1 protein-coding gene is annotated in these 21,931 nt (G+C 56.1%); it reads left to right on the forward strand.

From position 1 onward, the window contains the following. Positions 1 to 195 precede the first annotated feature (195 nt). Positions 196 to 21,864: a tandem-95 repeat protein gene (locus Poly41_RS00060; RefSeq protein ID WP_146523904.1), complete on the forward strand. Its 21,669-nt coding sequence runs from the start codon at positions 196 to 198 to the stop codon at positions 21,862 to 21,864. Positions 21,865 to 21,931 lie beyond the last annotated feature (67 nt).

A 21,931-nucleotide genomic window follows, 5' to 3' on the forward strand; every position in this document is an offset into this window, starting at 1 on the left:
ACCACGGTGTACAATCAGATATTTTACGAGCCCCCCTTATTTTTCATTCCTTTCCAAAGTACAGGGTGTATCACGATGATCTGCCATCGATCGAGCGCAGTAGGTCGGGTTCCAGTGATTGGCCCTTCCCGCTGTAACCGCTGATTCTCTCCCTCAACGACTCACCGCAACTATTTGTTTCCCGGAATTCTATCCATGACTCTTCGACGCATTCGATCTTTGTTTGGTTCCCAATCCGAACGACGACGTGGTCGCAAAGGCCGCAGCCATCGGCTCCACTCGCGCCAAATGCTGGCTCAGCAATTAGAAGCTCGTCAACTCTTGGCCGGCCCCGATTTGATCGCAATCCGTCCCGATTCCGGCGCCCTGCTACAGAACAACGATACCTTGAATATCGCGCCGCGTGAGTTCAATTTATTGTTCCAAGGCGGTGCCAATCTGGATGAGTCGACGATTGGTAACAATTCGGTCCGATTGGTGCGCAGCGGCGGTGATGGAACGTTTGGCGAAGCAAACGATGTCGCGGTTGCACTCGGTTACGTCGGATTAGCCGAACCCGGCAGCACCGACGCGGACGACTTGCAGCATATCGTTTTCCGGCCTTCAAGCTCCGCGTCGTTCAACACGACGGACCCAAGCTCCGCGTTCCCCGATGACACCTATCGTATCGAGATCGTGGGCGCTGGCGCAGCGCCGTTGACGAACCTCGCCGGTGAAGCGTTCAACGATGGCAACGATTTCCAAACCACCTTCCGGCTCGATCGCGGTGCCCAAGTGGTCTCGGTCGTTCCGCAACCGGTCAGCCGAAACACGCAGCGAGTTCAGTTCGGTGGTGGTGTCAGCGGCGGTACGTACACGCTTTCGTTCAAGGGCGAAACGACGATCCCGATCGCATTCCCTGGTACCAATACAGAGATCCAATCCGCGCTTGAGGCACTCGATGGCATCCAAAGCGGTGACATCTTGGTCGGCGGCACTCGGGAAGTCACGTTCCAAGGCCAATACGCCGGTGAGCAAGTTCCCTTGATGAGCGTTGGCAACGCGTCGTTGTTTGGCGGTGTGGGGAGCGTCGTGCGGTCGACCAAGCTCGCAGAAGCCTCCAACCAAATCGTTGTCTATTTTGACGATCAAGCGATCGATGGGGCCGAGGTGATCGATCCCAAATTTTATCGTTTGATCAATACGGCCGGATCGGCCGATCCAAGCGACGACATGACGACGCTGCCACAGAGCGTGACGTATGATCGAAGCGAAAATAGTGTGGTCTTGACCTTCGCGGCAGCGATCCCCGAAGGCAACTACCGCTTGGACATCGGCGACAGTGGCGGGGATAACTCGACGCTTTCGGGCGCAGTCAAAGTGGGGCTCCTGTCCGATTCGAATTCGTTTAGCCAAAACGGTTTCATTGGTGATGTTGGCGGAGCCAGTAACAACACAGCGGATCTTGATCTGTACGAAGTGCAAATCAATGTCCCGGCTGCACCTCCGGCACCCACGACCGCCTTGGATGTGACGGTGCAACCTCATGGAATGCTGAAAGGCCTTGTTCGAATCCTCGATGCCGGTGGTGCCGAATTGGCATCCGCCACCGCAGCGGCGGGGGACGAAGTGCTGCTTGCTGGAATTCCGATCGCCACCAGCGGCACGTTCTATATCGAAGTCAGCAGTGAGGACGGTGTTTCGACCGGTTCCTACAGCATCAATGCATCGGTGACGGGCAGCTCGATCTCGACGAGTGATGTCAACACGACGGTTGATGACGCCACCGACTTGGGCAGCCTCGGTGCCGCCGGGATCACGATCAGCAGCTCGATCGTGCGGCAGTCCATCCCGTTGCCGCCACGTCCCGGTAGCGAGGATGATCCAGGGCATCGCCAAATCCAGCGTGAAGCTCATATCTCGGCGACGGGCACCACGCCGACGGTGCCGCAAGCAACCCGTGTCCGGAGGTACTACTTCCCCGATACGCTTGGTTCCGATACCTCCGGCGGTAGTTACGCCAACTTGATCACCGAAACCGAAAAGCAGATTGTACGCGATATTTTCGAGATCTACGCACAACAATCGGGCTATGAGTTCGTTGAATCGCCTGCCACGAGTCCGTTCAGCGACCAATTGATGGTTGGCAAAGGGGACCTTCGTTCGCTTGATCCGACGATCGGTCCCAATAGCGGTGTTGCAGGGCTCGGTGGCAGCGGTGCGGTGGTTCTCAATGGTGCCATCTACGATCAAGCCACCCGTTTCTATGGCGACGGTTTTTCAGCGGTCATGTTCCACGAGCTCGGGCACGCGCTCGGATTGGGTCACGCCTATGATGTTCCCGCCACCATGGGCGCTACCTTGCCCAACGACGTTTGGCCGGGCGACAACGATATCGTTCACTTGCAGCGGATCGTACCGCCCAACAGTACCGATATCGACATGTATCAGTTCACGCTGAGTCAAACGGGCCGATTCAGCGCCGAGACGTTTGCGGAACGATTGCCCACGCCCAGTTTGCTCAACACAGCGTTAACGTTGTATCGGCAGATCGCTGGTGGCGATATTGAAAAGGTGGCTCAGAACGACCAATACTTTGGCGCCGATTCGTTGATCGATCTGACCCTTGAACCCGGCACCTATTTCATTGGCGTCACCAGTACAGGGAACACACAATACGATCCACGCGTCGCGGATTCCGGATATGGTGGAACGACCGACGGTGCCTATCAATTGAAGTTAGCGTTTGATGCCGACCGCGATGGTGCACTTCGTGATGTCAGTGGCACCGCAATTGACGGCGACAACGATGGCACACCGGGGGGCGTCTATTCATTCTGGTTCCAAGCCAGCGATCCGAGCGCGACCTTGTATGTCGACAAAGTGGCCGACACGATCGCCAACGTGCCACAAGGCAACGGGGCGATCGACAATCCGTTTGATGAGATTGATTCGGCACTGTTAGCGGCCGGCAATCGCATCGTTGTTCCAAATGATGTCGACCCAGCGACCTTAAGCGGTCAATCGTTCACGATCGATGACGGTGTCAATATTGTCACCTTTGAGTTTGATGGCTCAGGCCCTTATGACATCGCGCTGGACCCGGCGGACGATGCGGCTGCGATCACGGGCAAGATCAAAACGGCCATCGACAATGCCCGTTCGGCAGGAGGATTGCGCGCGACCGTCACGTCGACCGTGACGGGCAAGGTGATGCAGCTTGCCAATATCGACAACTTGGATGTCAGTGGTGCGCCAACGTTTGTCGCCGCACCGAATTTGGTGAAGATCGTTGGCAATGGGGGTGCGGACCAAAATATCAACACACTCTCGGACAATCGACCCTACCTTGTGGGTCTGAATACCGCCGGAAATCCGTTGGTGGATGGTGCCGAGTTCCTGGTTCCTCAAGGCGTCAACGTGATGCTGCACGCCGGCACCCTGTTCAAGATGCGAAAGGCCAATTTTGATGCCGGCTCGTCCTCTGCGAATATCAGCCGAGCGAATTCATCGATTCAAGTTCTTGGCACACCCAATAACGCCGTCTTCTTGCGTTCGTACCACGATGATTCGGTCGGTGGCAATTCCGACGGCGTGGGTCCCGGTTCTGGCGCAGGGGACTTTGGGGGGATCGTGTTCCGCGACGACTCGGATCTGGAAGATCGTGGGATCTTCTTGAACTATGTCAATCACGTCAATATCAAGAATGGCGGCGGCAAGGTCTTTGTCGATGCGAATGAATCGGTCTTTTCACCGATTCATCTGGTCGACGCTCGCCCGACGATTTCTTTCAATCGATTGACCGACAATGACGATGCAGCGATCTCTGCCAGCCCCGACTCCTTTGATGATTCCTTGGGCCGGATCGGCCCCGATGTCGTTGGCAACTCGCTGTCCGACAACACGATCAACGGGCTGTTCATTCGAGTGGAAACGCCGGTGGGCGGCAGCATCGATACGTTGACGGTTTCGGGCCGTTTCGACGATACGGACATCACTCACATTCTGAGCGAAAACCTGATCATTTCCGGTGCGTCCGGAGGCCCCGTGCTGGAAACCACATCCGGGCCGCTTGTCGCTCGCGCAGCGGGGCGTTTGGTTGTAGATCCAGGCATCGTGATGAAGATGAACCGAGCGGTGATTCAAATTCAACGCGGTTCGGGATCCCTGATCGCCGAAGGAACCGTTGACCGGCCGGTCGTCTTCACCTCGTTTAAAGATGACCGCTACGGTGGCAGCGGTTCCTTCGACGCCGATGGCACGACGATCGATCCTCAGCGTGGAGATTGGAGCGGGTTGCACTTTGGCGAAGCGACTTCCGGTAGCCTGGATCATGCGATCATTGCTTACGGGGGAGGAACTTCCAACACCAGTGGTGCTCCGTTCAACGCGATCGAAGTCCATCAAGCAGATTTCCGCATCACCAACAGCTTGTTGCAATACAATGCGTCTGGCAATGCGTCCGGTTCACGTGGTGGTCTTGGGGCCAATGCCTCCTCGGTGATCTACGTGCGTGGGGCTCAGCCGATCATTGTCAATAATGAAATTGTTGATAACTCGGCGCCCGCAATCAGCATCAATGCGAATTCACTACGCTTTGAAAACCTGCGTGACTCGGGTCGATCGACCGGAGCGGTGGAATCGTTTGATCAGTTTGCGGACAACGCCGGGCCAATGGTCCGTTTGAACCAGCTTGACAACAACGCCATCAACGGGATGAGCGTTCGTGGCGAAGTGTTGACGACTCAAAGCGTTTGGGACGACACCGACATGGTGCATGTGCTACGCAATTTGATCACCGTCGACAACTTGCATCATTACGGCGGACTGACGCTGCAAAGCAGCAACTCGGAAAGCCTGGTGGTCAAACTGAGCGGCGGAAACGCTGGCTTCACAGCGACGGGCACACCACAAGAGATCCAAGATCGTGTCGGTGGGACGATCCATGTGCTTGGAACCGTGGGGCACCCGGTCATCCTGACCGACTTGGCCGATGACTTGGTCGGTGCTGGCTTCACGCCGACCGGCGAAGTGATGAAGAACACAAACAATACGAACAACCCATCGAGCGGAAACTCTGGTGCTTGGCGTGGTTTTTTGTTTGACGAATACAGCAATGACCGAAACGTTGCCGTGGTTCGCGAACTTGAAAACACGATCACCAATCGCAATGACGTGAATGCAAATCCAACCGTTTCGCAGTTGCTCGGAACGTTGGCCGCGAACGAAAAGAGTGGTGATGAGAATAGCCGATTGGGCTTCGAAGTTTCTGGCTTCATCAGCCCGAACGACTCAAACGATGTCGATGTCTACAGTTTTCGTGGTACGGCCGGAACCGAAGTTTGGCTGGACATTGACCGAACCGATCCAACGCTCGATGCAGTGATCGAAGTCGTCAACGCAGCCGGTACCGTGTTGGCACGATCGATGCGGTCCGGGGATGTGGGCGGGGTCGGCGACCTGAACGCCAATTCGTTGACCAAGAACTCGCTCTTGGGCGGGGACCATTACACGCAAAATTTCCGTGACCCCGGACTTCGCTACGTCCTGCCCGGCGTTACCGGGACACCCGGAACCTACTTTGTTCGAATTCGCAGCAACCCCGCGTCCGCGGGTGATGCAACGGTGATCGCAGGCGAAAGCCGAGGGGCCTATCGCTTGCAAGTCCGTCTGCGTCAGATTAACGAATTTCCTGGTTCAACGGTTCAGTTCGCCGATATTCGCTTTGCACAAACCGGGATTGATGTGCAAGGGCTTCCTGCTCACAGTCCATTGATTGGCGAGGCCGGCGAATTGCCTGGTCAGGGGGCAACGTTCGCTGAGTCACAACCGTTGACCAACTTGCTACAAAGCGATCTTGCCGCACTGAGTATTTCGGGCGTTTTGTCGGATGCCAACGATGTCGATTGGTATGAATTCGACGTCGCGCAAACGGGCGTCCAAGTCATCGGCGGTGTGAACGATGATCCCGGAACCGTGGCGGTGGTCTTCGATTTGGATTATTCCGATAACGCCGTGCGTGGTGACACGACCGTTGCCGTGTACGACAACAATCAAAACTTGATCTATGTGGGTCGAGAATCCAACATTATCGATGATCAACCGAGCAACCCAACCGATCCGAACAGTGCCGTGACCGATCTCGGGCGTGGATCCCTTGGCAAGAAAGACGCCTACATTGGGCCGGTTCATTTGCCGTCGGGCGGCACCTACTACGTTGCGGTCATGAGTGACCGGCAATTGCCAACCGCGATGATGGGCGCGTTCGTCGCCGATCTTGCCGATGATGCCAACGCATTGGTCCGGCTTGAGCCCGTCAATTCCGTGACCCGTATCGTCGAAGATCACATTGGCTTCACGGGCTATAACTCGAATGACTATTCGATCGTTCTTCCTGAATTCGGACCCATTCTGGATATCCGCACCACCGTGGCGCTCGAGACGCACGTCCGGGCGCTGGATCTCTCTGACGTTGTGTTGTACGCAGCCACCGATGTTGCCGGAACGGACAACGGCGACAACCTCTACACCGCCGAGACCTACAACAGTGGTGCCTACAAGACCGAGGTGACCGCTGGCGGCGCGACGTTCGTGACCGGGCAAAACGACATCCAAGACATCGTCATTCGAACCGACGGACGGATGTTTGGTTATCAGCGGCTGAACAACGTTGCCGATACGGTCGGTGCGTTGGTGGAAATCGACCCCGGTACCGGTGCCATCCTGTCAACGCAAAACGACAACATCCCTGGGACCGAATCGAGTTCCAATGTCTCGTCGATCGATGACCAAGGCAACACACGCAGCCGTGATCAACGTGCGCTCGAGATTACCAATTCCGACGAAGTGGATGCGTTAACCTTTGAGCGGACCGGCGTCGACAACCAAAGTAACCCGGCCCCCATCCCAGAATACGATGTTTATTTCTCGGTCCGTGAATCCGATACGGCATCGAAGTTGTATCGCGCGACCCAAACCGGTGACGCCACGCCGACGCGAGCTGCAGGCGGGAACCCACGCTACGGTGTGCTCGGAGACATTCAACCGGCCGGGGTGACCTATGCAACGACATTCCTTACGGCGCGGGATGCCGCGGATCCACCGAACTTCACCAGTATCCGTCTCAAGTCCCGTGTCGCCGGTGACGCAGGCAATTTCACGATCAATGTATTCGTCAGCACGAATCAACCCACGGCCGTGACCAGCGCCAGTCTCAGTTCTCGTACCATCAATTTGCGATTGAATGCCACCGGCGGTCCTCCGTTCACCGGCGCGGGATCGGCTCAGGACATCGTCAACGCGATCAATTCTCATGACGACGCCAGCCAGATCGTGACAGCGCTCGTCTATGGTGGCAACGCTGGCGATGGCGAAGGGAATGGCGGCACGGCGGCACTGAGTCTCGCCAATAGCGGTGGAGGCGTCTTCACCGGCGTCGGACTCGACGGTAACGGGCTTGGGCCCTTAGCCGGACGGGTCACTGGATTGTCCTTCGAGAATTTTGATGGCAGCGGCCGTCTTTTCGGGGTGACCAGCGGCGGTGAATTTATTGCGATCGATAAGAATTCAGCCTTGGTGACCCAAAGTACGGAGTTGACCGATTCGACCGGTACCCCGTTCAATTTCCAAGGGCTCACCCTAGGCCCGCAAAACGCTGAAGGTGGGATTTACGCCAACACCTTCTTTGCGATCACGGACGACGATCGCGTCGTGGCGATTGATGCCAATGGCGATGTGGTCAATATCTTTGACTCGGGCAATTCTTCGCAGTTGATCACGGTGACTCCTGGCTTACCGACGACCGATGGTTATTTCACGCTCTCGTTTGACAACGGTTCGGGGCCGCTCACGACCGATCCGATTTCCGCCAACGCGCCTGGCATCGTTAGCCCCAACGAAGTACAGAACCTTGACACGGTTGCCTACGATGGAACGTTCACGCTGTCGTTCCAGAAAGATCAGGGCGGAGTCACCAGCCCCGTCGATGCGATCAGCGACATCGCAACCACCTTCAGAGCTCAGGATCTCAACGACTTCCCCGCCGCACCTTTCGTGATCCGTGTTCAGAACGAAGAGATGTTGGTAACCGGTCGGTTCGGGACACTTCTGCAAGTCACGCGCGGCGTCAACGGCACCACCGCCTCGGCACATCCCAATACGGCAACCGTGTACGAAGTGGTGACCTCGCCGTTGGACAGCGTCTTGGGAACGACCGTGAAATCGACTCTCGCGGGGGTGGACATCGACAATCAATCAACCTCGAACACCCTTTCAGTTTCCGATGCTTCGCCGTTCCCAGCGGCAACCCCCTTCACGATTCGTGTTGATGATGAGGAGATGATCGTCACGAATGTTGCCGGCAACGATTTGACGGTAACACGAGCTGCGAATTCGACATCGATTGATTTCCATTACTTGGGGACTTCCGTAGAAGTCTTGAACGACACGTTGACGGTGTTTGATGCCGTCCCGTTCCCGACCACTGCTCCATTCAACTTGCGAATCGGCAACGAAGACCTTCGCGTGGTCGGCGTGAGTGGCAATCAATATGAAGTGATCCGCGGGATCAATGGCACGACGAGTAGTTCGCACGCGATTGGGGACACGGTGTTCTTAATCGACACTACCGCTCCGATCGCCTACGATGCCTCGACACTAGAGATTCGCAATGCGTTGACGGCTTTGCCGAGTATCGGTTTTGGCAATGTCAATGTGACGACCAGACCGTTGCTGGGAAATAGTGTGAATGCGGTAGCGATCGAATTCATCGGCGACCTCGCAGCAAAGGATCTAAAACCGCTAACGGTCGATACGACTGCTTTGGTGAGTGATCGGGTTGATCAAGTCACGCTGGGTGGTTCCTACACCGGCGGTACGTTCCAGCTATCGTTTGGGGGAACAGCGACCGAGCTATTGAATTACGATACCGATGCCACCATCGTGCAAGCCGCCCTGGAAGCGTTACCACTGATTGGTGCGGGTAACGTTGTCGTTACTGGCGGCACGCTACCAGGAACACCACTGAACATCCGTTTTGTCGGTGCGATGCTGAACCAGAATGTGCCTCCGATCACGTTGATACCGGCACCCGGTTTCGTGGCTGCCAATGAGCAGCAACTGGTCGAGATTATCGGCGCGCCGACGGGCGGCGGTTTTACGCTCGAGATGAACGATCCAGCCAATGGCCTTGTTGGCACAACAGCACTGATCGCCTTTGATGCCGATGCTGCCGCAGTGCAAGCGGCCTTGGAAGCCGGGATCGCCGCGCTGGTTGGAAATGTCTTGGTGACCGGTGCTGGCACGACGGCAGATCCGTTTGCCATCGAATTCATTGGAACTTTCGCTGAGACGAATCTAAGGCCCTTCAACTTCACCAACAGTTTGACCGGTGGAACCTCACCCGATGTCGTGATCGCGACGGCAGTGGACGGCCAATGGACGAATGAGCAGCAACAGGTCGAGATCACTGGCGCGCCGACAGGCGGAAACTTTACGCTGGAAGTGAACGATCCTAACAATGGGCTTGTTGGCACGACCCCGTTGATCGCGTTTGACGCCGATGCGGCGACCGTGCAAGCAGCGCTGGAATCCGGGATCGCTGCGCTGGTTGGAAATGTTTTTGTGACCGGTGCGGGCACACTGGCAGATCCGTTCACGATCGAATTCACGGGACCGTTCGCAGGCAAGAACCTAGGACCCGTCAACTTCACCAACAGTTTGACCGGTGGGACGTCACCCAATGTCGCGATTACAACGTTTACCGATGGCCAGGCGAGTCTGACCAATAATGAACGGCAGCAGATTCAGTTTGTGGGCACACCGACCGCGGGAACCTTCACCTTGTCGCTTTCGGATGTACCCAACGGACTGATTGGAACGACAGCGGGGATCGCGTTCAATGCTAATGCAGCGGCAGTACAAACGGCGCTTGAAACCGCATTTGTCGCTCTGACCGGAAACCTTGCGGTTTCTGGCGATGGCTCCGCAGGGAATCCGTACATCGTTGAATTCATTGGGGCATTTGCCGACACCAATATCACCCAATTCACCTTCGCGAGCAACCTTGTTGGTACCACCGGACCGGGGATGGCGATCACCACCTTGTTCAACGGAGACCACACCGCAACGGTTACTCGACAGATTCAAAGCCCGACCGTCGCGGTCCCCTTGGGCACCGACGTCGATGGAACCTTGAGCGTCAATGATGCTCTGTTGGAATTGGCGACGATTAACGCCAACGACATCCAAACCAGTGGATTCTTGCCGGATCCTGGTGTCACCGTTCGCTTCACCGGCCAATACCTCGGAACGAATCAGCCCGCATTGTTCGTTGACAACTTCTTGATGCTCAATGGTTCCGCTGCGCAGGTTGCCATCACCGGCGCTGCCGGGGACGGATTGCCGGATGACTTCGTCAGTAGTATTACGGGCATGTCAGGCAATTCGATCGGTTTGGCTTTTTCACCGGTCGACTTCAACCTTTGGCATCCGACGATGATGCGAGCGAGTGACGCTGGGCATGGAATCAATCAGGTTCCCGACTCCACGCGTACTCCTGCTGATGTCAATGCGAATATCATTGATGCGATCAATGGGGGGACACGAAATGCTAACCAGTCGGAGGGTGGAGCGAGTTTTTACTTTGGTTTCGAGCAATGGGTCAATTCAAACCAAACCAATGCCAACACCGAAAGCTACATCAATCCTGAGGTAGGAACGAATGCGCAATATGGCATTCGAACTCAATTGCAGCACCAGGATCTGAGCAGCACGGGGATCGCGAGCAACAGTTACAATTTGCCAGGTGGTGCACTTGGCTCGTTGCAGACGTCCGACTTCTCCTTGGCGGGTACGAGTAAACTCGATCGCCCGACGCTGTACTTCAGCTATTTCCTTGAGACCGAGGACTACGAAGGTCGCCACGAAAACAATGTCTCGGGCGATAACCCGTTCCGCGATAGCGCACGAGTGTTCGCATCGAGAGATGGCGGGGTGACTTGGGAATTGTTGGCAACCAATAACTCCCAGCTGAGTAACTCGAACGTCAGTGGCAACAATCAAGCCGAATTACCTGGCTTCCTGTCGCATCTATCCGATGCAGGACTCAACAGTGCCGATCCACGATCGGAACAGGATCAAATGGTTCAAGAACTGTTCGACAATACGGGCCAGTGGCGACAGGCGCGGATTGATTTGTCGACGTTTGCAGGCGAGTCCGACGTGCAATTGAGATTCGATTTCAGTACCGCCGGCATGATGGGCGAAGCAGGTCTGCCGAGTGAACAATTTGGTCGGTTAGAAGACAGCGCCCGATCCATTCGATCGTTGAACAACGATTTCGAAGGCTTTTATGTCGACGACATTATCGTCGGTTATGCAGAGCGTGGCGAAATGGTGTCGGGGACCATCGCCGATTCCTCGATTACGGACTTGTACGCAGCGGGTGCGCGAACCCAGGACACGGATTCCGACGCCTTCCCGGATATTGTCAGCGGACCTTACCAGCTCGAAATTCGACGCTCAGGGACTCCTCAGACCGAGCATGTTCTTTCCGCATCCAATGGTCCCTTCGTTAGCAAAACATTCGAGACCAACGACCGACACATCAATATTGTCACGGAAACGGCATCGGTTACTTTCGAGGCGGGAACGACGTACCCGGTGACGACCGCAGAGGACACCACGCTCAGTGGCAATCTGATCCCAGCGGCTGAGATTGCGGAATGGCAACCAACGTCAACCCATCCTTACACCGGGTCGCTGAGTCTCGAGTCGGGAGCGGTTTCTCAAGGCGGGGCAACCCCACAGCTGTACTCGGTCTATCACGCACAGCGAAGTGATCTTTCAACTGCTGGTGATGGCGCAGGTGTGATCGAGTTTTCGTACAGCGTCTCCTCTGCTGCCGAAGCACATGGATTGCGGTTCTTGATTGACGGTGTCGCTCAGAAATTGATGCCACCGGACCCTGATTTCCCATCGATCGATACAACCATCGCGACGGGCGATCTCGGATACCGAACCGTTCAGTTCTCATTCAGCAGTGGCGACCATTTGTTCGAGTGGGTCTATGATTTCAGCGACACGAGCGCCGCGGCAGCGGGACTCAATCGTGCCTTCATCGACGACGTCCGCATCCTGCAAGGCGGAACCGGGTTGGTCGCAGACCGCAACCGCGATCGAGCTCAGGGTGTCTTCGTGATTGATTCCAACTTCATCACCGATTCGTCGGTGGTGGGGATCAACGTTCAACCGGGGACGGCTGAGGCGGGCGGCAGCGTTCCGCATCCAGGATCGACGATCAATTTCCCACAATTGAACACTGCGAGATTAGTTCCCGGCGTCGTGATCCAAAACAACTTGGTTGCCGGATCCTCTGGGATCCGCTTTGCCGGTGAGAATACGGCGGATCCTCAGCGACCGGTGCCGTTTGGCAAAATCGTCAACAATACGCTTGTTGGCGATGGACAATCTGGTATCGGAATCGATGTGGTCGGGCTAGCGAGTCCGAACCTGATGAACAATTTGATGACCGATTTGGCCGTTGGGATTCAAAACGGTGGCACCGGTACGATCATCAGCGCGAACTTCTTCCAGAACAACGCTGCCAATGGAGCGACCGGCGGTGCTGCGATCACGCCTGGTGATTCCGAACCGTTGTTCGTCGACGCCGCAAATCGCAACTACTACTTGGAAGCCTCCTCCGCTGCACTCGATAGCTCGCAAGACGTTGAACAAGATCGCGCTAACTTTGTGACCTTCAAAAGTTCGCTGTTGATTCCCGCATCACCCACCGCTGCGCCAAACCGCGATGTGTACGGTCAATTGCGAGTCGACTCGGGCGGTTCGGGTGGCGGTACGGGTGCCGACGTCTTTAAGGACCGGGGTGCCGTCGACCGATCGGACACCGATCAACCTTATGCGGTTCTTTTGAATCCGGTGGACAACGATGTTCAAGGACAAGACCGCGATCCCAACGCAACGGTCGTGCATCTGACCAATCCGCTGTTGGAAAACTTCAAGATCCTGCTGGGGGATGGTCGAGGTCCCAGTTCACCGTTCGAAGGAACCGGGGTCAACGGCTTGACGGTGGAAGACGCCAGCAACCCCGCGATCTCGCAAGAAGCGGTGAAGATTGTCCATAACGGTCGATTGTTGGTGGAGAACGTCGATTATTCGCTTGGCTACAACACACAAACGGGTGTGCTGCTGCTATCACCGTTGTCGGCGTTGTGGGAGCAATCGGGCGTCTACACGATTACGCTCGACAACACCACGATTGCCGATTTGGCGGGCAATCCGTTGCGATCAAACCAGACCGATGGATCGACTCAGTTCTTTATCTTGATGCCAGACGTGCAACTCGATTATGGCGACGCGCCGGACAGTTTCGGTACGTTGTTGGCGAGCAATTCCGCTCGTCACACGATCCAACCCGGTGCGACACCCCGTTTGGGTTCGCGAGTGGATGGCGAATCCGATGCGTCGATGCCTACCGATGACACACCGCAATCGATATCAGTCGCTTCACCCTCGGGCTCCGCGCTGTTTGTGTTGACAAACACGCTCTCGAGTTCGACGATTGCGATCGACCCCGCGGTGACCGCCGTGGGTGGTGAACAGATTACGGTTCAAATTGGACCGAACAGCGCAACGTTTGAGTTGGTAGCGACCGGATTTGCAGCGAAACGTGGCAACATCGCCGTCCCGCTGTCGGTCACCGACGACGCGGAGTCTCTGGCTGTCAAGTTGGCCGATGCGATTGACGCGTCGCTGGTGTCCGAAGGGGACGCCGCCGTCGTTTCGATCGACGCTGCTGCCCCCGCGACCATCGCGATTGACGCGTTTGATGATGAAGATGGCCTCACGATTGGAATCTTCAACGATGGAACAACCGACTTCGGAGTCTTCTTGAAACCAGGGGCGCCGGTTACAACGATCGATCCCGCCGATGTACTCGGCTTCTTGAACCCACTGGATCAACTGGGAACGGCGGTTTCGATCAACGCCAGTTCCGCTGGCATGTTGGATGCATGGATCGATTTCAACGGAGATGGTGCGTTCGGACCGACCGAGCAAATTTTCACAAATCAGCCATTAACCGTTGGTGACAACACGTTACAAATCGTTTCACCCCTGGGATCCGCCGATGGAATGCGTTGGGCCAGGTTCCGCATCTCCGAGGAAGGCAATCTTGGACCGGACGAGTTGGCAATCGGTGGTGAAGTTGAGGACTATCAGGTTCAAATCATCAATGTGGAGCCGACCATCCCAGCGGACGACACGTTCACGATCGCCGAAGACGGCACGCTGGACACCGAGACCGACCTGACCTTGAATTCGCTATTTGTCAATGATGCGATCACGGGCTTCCTGCCACCGCGGTTTGTCGTCAACGATCAGCCGACCAAAGGCACGTTGACGGTCACCGACCCGTTAACCGGCCGTTTTGTCTACCAACCGTTTGCTGATTTCCATGGACAAGACAGCTTTACCTATTGGGTATCGACGCAACCGGTCCCTGGATCGACCTTGCCAGCCGATGTCGAACTGGCCACGGTCACGATCAATGTCACCCCGGTCAACGATACGCCAATGGCGGCGGATCAAACCTTCGTCACGCTCGAAGAAACGGCGATTACGGTGACGGCCCAGGACTTGTTGAATGGTGCCGTTGCCGACGAATTGGCCGAATATCCCCCGGCTCCCGGAACGCCAGCGGCGCCGTGGAACGAAGACAACCAAACCTTGACCGTCTTGTCCGTTGAATTGCCCACGGTTGGGGGTAATACCGTGGTCACAGCTGCCAACGCAGCATCGGGGCCATTTGTAACCGACCGCGGTCAATACGAAGTTCACTATGACACCAGCGGCAACTTTACGGATTTGGTCTTCACTCCGAACACCGATTTGAATCGCGACAACCAGCGATTGGTTGATGATCCGATCTTGCTCGAGGCGTTTTCGTTTACGATCACCGACAGCGGTGAATCGATCGATCCCGATACCGGCGCCATCATCGCCGGCACACCGCTGACGGCGACTCGAATGGTCTCCATTGAAGTCAAGCCGATCAACGACACGCCAGTTGCAAATAATGATGTCGTCAGCGAATTCAATGTCGATTGGGTTGCCTACTTTGTGGATCCAGAAGTCGCGCCGGTACCGAGCGAAGACACTGACTTGGTCATTCCGCACGGCTACTTGCTGCGGAACGATTTCAACGGACCGGCCACCGCCCACGATGAACTTGATGGTTTCAATGATGGTGCGTTGACCGTAACCGCAGTCGATGCGGTGTCGGTACTCGGTGGAACCGTGTCGATCGTTGACGATACGATTGTCTACCGTGCTCCGGAAAACGTTTACGGACTCGACACGTTCGTCTACACGATCACCGATACCGGAATCGACGAAGACGCCAGCGGCGTCCGAACCGACACACCTCTAACAACCACCGCGACGGTGACGGTCTTAGTCAAACCGATCAATGATACGCCATTGGCCAATGATCTTGACGTCACGATGATCGAGGCCCAAGAATTCTTGACCGGTACGAACATTTTGGATCCCAATGCCAGCAGCGATGGCGTTGGATTCAAGATCATCACAGCGGCGGACTTGCTGCGTCTCGGGGGCACCGGCGGTGCACTCGAAGCAACGTTTAGCAATGGCCTCGATGAGATGTACGACGAACACGAGCAAGATCTGCGAGTGGTCGGGTTCGGGTTGCCTGGATCAATCGAGCCGGACGTCGATGCGGCAACGCTGGTTTACGATGCATCCGACGAAGCGACGGCGACGCTCGCGACCGCGAGCGGCACGATCGAGTTCTTCTTCAAAAAGGATGCCACCGGCGTCGGCGCCTTGGTCCACTTGGTCTACACACCGAACACCGACTACAACAACAACACCGAATTCCCACCGACCGATTCGTTCATCTACTTCGTCGAAGACTTTGGCGAATTGACCGTTTACGGTGCGGATCAAGTCGGCGAACCGCCGATGTCGGTTGACCATGGCAGTTTGCGTAGCGCACCGGCAACGGTTGTCATGACCGTGACACCGGTGAACGATGTCCCCATCTTCCCCGACTTCGGAATGGTCTCGTTTGAGGAAGACGTCGCAGCCGACGGTTCAACGATCTATTACGACGTTTACAATGGCACGATCATCGATTCGGATGATCCAGCCGTAAACGGCTTGCCGGAGATGTTGTTCGTCAGTGCCGACACGGCGCTCGATGAACGGGCACGCGAAAGCTTGTCGTTTACGTACGCCACGGTCTATGAACCGGCTGGCATGTTCGCGTCGCTACCGGTCTTCGACACACGCGGCGTGCTGACGCTGACCCCCAATCCCGATGCCTACGGCTACGCCGTGTTCACGATCACAGTGACCGATACGGGGCAGAGCTATGATGCAGCGACGGATACTTTGGTCGACGCCTTCCACAGCGTGACGAGAACGTTGACGGTCAACATCACCCCCGTCAATGATCCGCCAGTCACGTTTGATCGTGATTTGGAAGTCGATGAAGTGGAAGAATTTACGAATTTCACGGATACCCCCACGGGTCAGACGGCGGTTTTGGTTTTAACACCTGATAGCTTCCTGACGGGATCCCAAGGCTTGTCGAAAGACAGTGACTTTGCCGACGACGTGGAAACGTTTGAAGAGTTTGACGAGGACGAGCAAACGCTCCGTGTCGTCGAGTTCACCGTGACCGATAGCGTGGGTGATCTCATCACCGTGGACAAGGACAATTTTAACGGTACCGAAATCACTTTGGCGACTGGTAAGATCACGTTCAACTTTGACGTCACCACCGGCGGATTTATCAGCGGCGAGTACTTGCCAAACGTGAACCTTAACGAACGTACTCCGTTCGTGCCCACCGAAGTCTTCAGCTACATCATTGAAGACTTTGGTGCCACCACAATCCCAGGGGCGGATCAGATCAGCCCGGTTGGCACTTCTCCGATCGACTACACCACGGATGGCGCGACGCCACCGGTTGGTTTGAATCACCGCAGCGAACCGAAGCAGGTTACGATTCGCACGCGTGCAACGAACGATGCACCCGAGTTTGCTGAGTTCGCAACCGTCACGTTCGCGGAAGATGTTCAAGCCGACAATACGCCGATTTACTACGACGTCTACGGTGGCGCGATCATCGCCAGCGACGATCCGGCCGTTCACCTCTTGCCCGAAGCGATCTTCGTCAGTCGAGATACGGCACTTGACGAGCGCGATCGCGAGACGTTGACGTTTAGCACCACCACGACGTACGAACCGGATGGCATGTTCGCCGAAACGCCGGTGCTCGACCAATATGGCGTTCTCAAATTGACGCCCAATCCCGATGTATACGGTTACGCCGTCTTTGAAATCACCGCAACCGATGATGGCCAGAGCTACGATTCGACGAGCGGTACGATGGTCGAGGACATCCGTAGCACGACGCGAACCTTGACCGTGCACATCACTCCTGTGAACGACGCCCCCGTCGCGTTTGATCGCAATTTGGAGGTGACCGAGGTTGAAGAGTTTGCAGATTCCACAAATGCGGCAACCGGGGCCGTTGCACGACTGCCGCTCGCGCCGGCGGACTTCCTGGGTGGAACGACGGAGAACCCAGAATTGGCGGAACCGAGTGACTTTACGGATGATGTGGATCGTGTTTCGAGTAGCGGCCAAGTCGAGTACGACGAGGAAGAGCAATCGTTACGCGTGGTTGAATTTACCGTGACGGATGTCAGTGGTAGTTTGGTCACAGTGGACAAAGATAATTTCAACGGTACCGAAATCAATTTGGCAACCGGCCGAATCACATTCCACTTTGACGTCGCGACGGGCGAATTCACCGAGGGCGAATTCTTCCCCAGTCTCGATATGAATGAGCGGACTCCATTTGATCCGACCGAAGTATTCAGCTACATCGTTGAAGACTTTGGTGCCACCACGATCCCAGGTGCGGACCAGATCAGCCCGGTCGGCACCTCTCCGATCGACTACACCACCGATGGGGCAACACCGCCGGTTGGAATGAACAACCGCAGTGAGTCGAAGCTGATGACCATCCGCACCCGTGCCATCAATGATGCACCGGAATTCCCAATGGTCCCAACGGTTCGATTCTTCGAAGACGTTCGGCCTGACAACACGCCGGTCTACTACAGCATCTATACCGGGTCGGTCATCAACAGCAACGATCCGGCGGACCACGGGCTGCCACCGGTTATCTTTGTCAGCCGCAGTACGGCCCAAGATGAACGCGATCGCGAGACTTTGACATTCTCAGTCTCGACGGTTAACGAGCCACCAGGGATGTTTGCTTCGACACCCGTTTTGGATGAATATGGTGTTTTGACGTTGACTCCGAATCCGGATGTTTACGGCTATGCCGTCTTTGACTTAACGGCAACGGACGATGGTCAAAGTTACGACGCTGCAAGCGGCAGCATGGTTTCGGACACCCGCAACACAACGCGTCGTGTCACGGTCAACATCCGACCGGTGAACGATCAACCGATTGCCGCGAATCAAACCTTCGACCCGGTCGACGAATCGGTCGAGTACGATGCGTTCGGTAATCTGATCGACCCTCTGCCACAAACGATGGTGCCGTTTGACGGTGCACGGTTGACGCAAGATGCCCTGGCGGGCGGATTCCTCGCATCGATGAATCCAATCTATGACGAAAGCGAGCAGCAATTTGATGTCGTCGAGTTCCAACTACTCGATAGCACCAATCAATTCGTGGTCATCGACGGCGATGACCTTGGCGCGGGGCTTCAAGTAGAAACCGTCACGTCGCGGACCGGCGGTGTCTTCACGTTCAGCTTTGTGGATGGCGTCTTCACCGAGGGTTCGTTTGCACCCGCTCGTGATTACAACGAAGAGCTCCCTTATGCTCCGTTGGATGGTTTCAATTATGTGATCCGCGACCGAGGCGCGATCAGCTTGCCTGGATCCGACCCAGCCTCCACGGCGAATACGGGATCCCGCCGCAGCGACCCGGCGTTCGCAGTGTTCCGCATTTTGGCGGTCAATGATCCGCCAATCTTTACGCTACCGAGCACCTTGGTGGAATCGCTCGAGGACGCAGGAGAGGTGACGTTTGAAGGTACGGCCATTGAAATCGGAAGTGGAGGTGGAGAAGACGAAGTCAGTCAAGACCTTGAATTCACCGTCGCTGCGGACGGGTTCTTGGTCACCGACTTCTTCTCCAACCCGCCAAGTCTGGCAACCGATGGAGGCCTGACCTTCGCTGCCTTACCGGATGTGTTTGGGTCGTTCGTCTTTGATGTGACGCTCCGTGATAATCCGGGCGAGTTGGACACGGCGACCACGACGAAGAAATTGACCATTGCAGTACGTCCCCAGAACGACGCGCCGCTGATCGATCCCTCCGAATCTCCGCTGAATTACTTCCTTGCCGAAGACACAGCGTACGACGTTCCATTGGTTGGCGATGCCAGCACGACGGGACTGCTTGACATTTTCTTGGTAGGTCCTGACAACGAAACCTCCCCGGTCGTGGGTGGCAACCAAAACGTCTCGATGGCGAGCCCGTTGCCGAACCGAACCGCTCAAGGCGGTACGTTGACGCCCGTGCTTGATTCAAGCAATGCCGTTGTCGGTTTGCGGTATCAACCAAGACAGAACTTTGTCGGAATCGACACGTTCGTTTACACCATCACCGATGATGGCATCAGTGTGGATTTGGGCACGGCAGGAACCCCAGAGAACGATTTCTTAACGACCACGGCCACGGCAACGTTTACGGTGAGCGGTATCAACGATCCGCCACAGTTCTCGGGTGCGGGAAATCATACGTCGGCGGAAGACCAAGGATCGGTCGTGGTGAACAATTGGGCAACATCCCTTCGCCCCGGACCCGCCGATGCAACCGACGAAGCGTCACAAACAATGGAGTTTGTCTTTACACCGATCGACGTCCCGGTGGGCTTCTTTGCCGCAGGACCATCGGCCGTGATTAGCGGCCGGTCCGCCAGTTTGGTGTACACCGCCGCACCCGACGTGTTCGGGGAAGCGGTCTTCAGCGTCTTCGTTCGCGATAGCGGCAACCCGACCGATCCGGTGGTTGGACATGACAATGAAAGCGATCCGGTGACCTTCACGATCACGGTGACACCGGTTAACGATATTCCAACGTTTACCGCCGGCGACGATGCAGAAGTCCTTGAAGACAGTGCACCGTTTGAGGAATTGAATTGGGCCACTGACATTTCACCGGGCCCCGCCAACGAAAGCGACCAAACCGTTCGTTTCGAAGTGGCGACTCCGACCTCCGCTCGACCACTGTTCGCAGCGGGTGGCTTGCCAGCGATCAGCGATTCGGGAACCTTGTCCTTCACCGTTGCGGAGAATGCAAGCGGAACCGCTATCGTGCAGGTGACTGCGATTGATTCGGAGGATGGCGTCTCTGAGACGGTCAACCTAACGATCACCATTGTGGAACAAGACGACCCCGTTGTATCGTTCGACGATACGATTGAAACGAATGAGGATGCGATCGTGGTTCTCGATGCAATCGAGTTGACCGGCAACGACGTCGATCCCGACTTGGAGACCAATCCGGCCGAGCATTTGACGATCGTCATGCCTGCATCGCAAATCACCAACCTGGGAGCGATGTTGACCTACAATTCGACGACCGAGCAAATCACCTACGATCCCTCGGATGCCGCAACGATTCAGGCATTGAAACCGGGTGAATCGGATGTCGATTCCTTCACCTATGTGGTGCGAGATATCTCAGGAAATGAAAGCGAATCGACGGTCGTGGTCAACATTGACGGCGTCAACGACGCTCCTATCTTGACTGGCGATCAGGTGCTGCTCAACGAAGCGGGAGCGACCATCATTCTGCCGCTGGCAAATGATGTCGATGTGGATGGGACCATCGACCCGTCCAGCATCATCATCACCACGCAACCCAAAGCGGGGGCGTTGACCGTAGAAAATGACGGAACCGTTCGCTACACCCCATTTGCCAGCTTCAATCGTAGCGATTCGTTCTACTACACGGTCGCTGACAATCTGGGGCAACAGAGCAACCCTGCCCAGGTGGTTGTCTCGCTCAGTCTGCTTCCAAACGTGCCCGACTTCGATAACGTCGTGGCCACAAGTCACGATACCACAACGATCGATGTGGGTGCGGTTGCCACGGCTGTCGATGGCACGTTGGATCTAACCAGTCTTCAGATCATTGACGGCCCATCGCACGGCACCGCGACGACGCAGGACGACGGTACGATTGATTACATCGCCGATGGTGGCTATATCGGTCCCGATTCGTACCAGTTTACGATCACGGACTCGGCTGGTCGCGTGAGTGAACCGTCGACCGTGACGATCAACGTCGTTGCCCATCGGCTGCAGAACCCAGATCCGACAATGTTCAGCGACGTGAACGCCAACGGCCAAGTCACGGCGCATGACGCTTTGTTGATCATCAACCGCTTGTCGGAAGTGGGCAACAACCAATCGAGCATCCCCGTGACATCGACCGATGTGGGACCGAACTACTACGACACGACCGGCGACGACCAGATCACCTCGCTTGATGCGTTGCGAGTGATCAACCAATTGTCTGCACCCTCCACGGGCGGTGGATCGGGTGAGCAAGTGGTTGGATCCGACTTCCTCAAGGTGGCCAGCATCGAGACCTCACACGTGGATGTCTACTCATCGGCTGAGAAGTTGGAACCGTCTGAGAAAGTCGTTGACACCTCCTCGGCCGCGCCGCGATCGACCGACGTGTTCGATTTGATCGCCGAAGCTCGTGAGTCGGAGACGAAATCGACCGATGAAGAAGTTTTGTCCGCCGTCGATGAAGCGTTTGCTGATTTGCTGTAGCCTCAGTCAACTACACCCCTTGCCTTGGATAGGTTCTAATGTGGCATTCGACCAAGGATGCCACTTT

Origin of the sequence: Novipirellula artificiosorum (assembly GCF_007860135.1) — a bacterium.
GTDB lineage: Bacteria > Planctomycetota > Planctomycetia > Pirellulales > Pirellulaceae > Novipirellula_A > Novipirellula_A artificiosorum.

Excerpts from the sequence above, each read along its gene's own strand:
- Poly41_RS00060 (WP_146523904.1), top strand. The coding sequence starts at position 196 with ATGACTCTTCGACGCATTCGATCTTTGTTTGGTTCCCAATCCGAACGA.